Source organism: Caballeronia sp. (assembly GCF_049581465.1).
In the GTDB taxonomy this organism is placed as follows: Bacteria; Pseudomonadota; Gammaproteobacteria; order Burkholderiales; family Burkholderiaceae; genus Caballeronia.
In genome coordinates this window covers 1-1921 of the sequence record NZ_JBAUSA010000867.1, presented here as the reverse complement: position 1 = coordinate 1921, position 1921 = coordinate 1, and the positions used below count along the sequence as shown (strand labels likewise).

Annotated in this window: 3 protein-coding genes; all 3 read left to right on the top strand. The window is 61.9% G+C overall.

Going from position 1 to position 1921, the window contains the following annotated elements; all coding sequences use genetic code 11:
* Nucleotides 1-86 precede the first annotated feature (86 nt).
* Nucleotides 87-998 (top strand): protease modulator HflC, encoded by a 912-nt coding sequence (gene hflC, locus WCA53_RS21255; RefSeq protein ID WP_423915280.1) that lies wholly within the window; start codon nt 87-89, stop codon nt 996-998.
* A gap of 41 nt (nt 999-1039) precedes the next feature.
* Complete coding sequence (locus tag WCA53_RS21250) at nt 1040-1231, top strand: DUF2065 domain-containing protein (protein ID WP_423915278.1); 192 nt, start codon at nt 1040-1042, stop codon at nt 1229-1231.
* A gap of 150 nt (nt 1232-1381) precedes the next feature.
* A partial coding sequence (locus tag WCA53_RS21245) for an ATP phosphoribosyltransferase regulatory subunit (RefSeq protein ID WP_423915282.1) occupies nt 1382-1921 on the top strand: 540 nt, incomplete at its 3' end.

Below are 1921 nucleotides of genomic sequence, written 5' to 3'. Positions count from 1 at the left end.
GGGCAGTCCGCAGGCGAACCCTTGCGCTCACGCGACGCGTTCCGCTCGCGTTCGCGTGAAGACGACACGCAATGAGGGGCGCGATCATGAATCGAATCATTGCGCTCGTGGTAGCGGTTGTTGTCGTGCTGTTCGTCGGTTCATCGATGATGTTTGTCGTGGACGAGCGGCACGCGGGTGTTATCTCGCAGCACGGCGAAGGCGCGCCCGAGATCGTCCTGCCGGGCTTGCACTTCAAGCTGCCGCCGCCGTTCCAGACCCTCACCTTGATCGACACGCGTACGCTGACGCTCGATGAACCTGGCTCCGACCGGTTTTCGACATCGGACAAGAACGATGTCCTGGTGAATACCGTCATCAAGTATCGCGTGGCCGATCCGCTCAAGCTGTTCGAAAGCAACGAGAAGAATACGCAGACTGCCCAGGAGCGGTTGGCTGCGCTCGCGCGCACGGCGCTGAGCGCCGCGTTCACGAAGCGAACGCTCAGCGATGCACTCGGCGAGCAGCAGGATATTTCGACCGAAGCGCGAAAGATCGTCGAGCAGCCGGCTGCGGCATTTGGCGTGGAGCTGGTGGATCTGCAACTGACGCGCATCGACTTTCCGCCCGCCGTGGCTGATTCCGTCTACAAGCGCATGATCGCGGCGCGCCAGCAAGCGGCGGCCGAGGAACGCGCGAAGGGCACGGCTGACGCCGACGCAGTGAAGGCCGATGCCGACAGGCAACAGCAAGCGATTCTCGCCGATGCCTACAAGGAAGCGCAGACGGTGAAGGGCGAGGGCGATGCGCAGGCAGCGTCGATCGCGGCCGAGGCGTACGGCGTCGATCCGCAGTTCTACCAGTTCTATCAAAGCCTTGAAGCGTATAAAAAGACTTTTGGCGCTGGCGACGTGATGGTTGTCGATCCGAACAGCGATTTCTTCCGCTTCATGCGCAGCCCGAATGGCGGTGCTCCGAGCGGTACCGATGCCACCCCGGAGCTCGCGCGCAAGCGCTAGCACCCAAGCGTCGCGGCTCGAGCCGCGGCGCCTTCAAACCAATGGATATGGCTGCATCGTTACTGCTCGCGATCGCGTTGATGCTGATCATCGAAGGGATGTTTCCGTTCGTATTCCCCAATTCCTGGCGCGACACGTTCCGCCGGATTGCGGAACGGCCGCCTCACCATATTCGTATCGGTGGCCTTATCGCGATGGTGCTCGGCATTATCCTGTTGTTGCTGGCGACTTGATCGCCGACGGGAGTACGGCCCGGTCCCCTTGGCCAGTCGTTCGTCCCATCGCCCATACAATCACCCGTTTGCCTTGACCGGCGGCACCGGCAATACCGTTACGCCGATACTGATAGTCGCCGCGCTCAACCGTCCCGTAGGAAATGCATGATGTCCACCTGGTTACTCCCCGAGAATATCGCCGACGTACTGCCGTCCGAGGCCCGCAAGATCGAAGAATTGCGCCGCCGGCTGCTCGATCGATTCCGTTCGTATGGCTATGAACTCGTCATGCCGCCGATGCTCGAGTACCTCGAATCGCTCCTTACCAGCGGCGGCAGCGACCTGAACCTGCGCACCTTCAAGCTCGTCGACCAGTTGTCGGGCCGCACCCTCGGGCTGCGCGCGGACATCACGCCCCAAGTGTCGCGTATCGATGCGCATTTGCTGAACCGGCAGGGCGTGACGCGTCTTTGTTACGCGGGCAACGTGCTTCATACGCGGCCGCGCGGCCTGCACGCTACGCGCGAGCTGATCCAGATCGGCGCGGAAAGCTACGGTCACGCGGGTCTCGAAGCCGATCTGGAAATCCAGCAATTGATGCTCGATTCACTGCGCCTGAGCGGTTTGAATAAAGTGCGTCTCGACCTTTGCCACGCTGGCGTTCTTTCGGCTTTGCTCGAGCTGGAGCCGGCCGCGGCGGCATTAGGC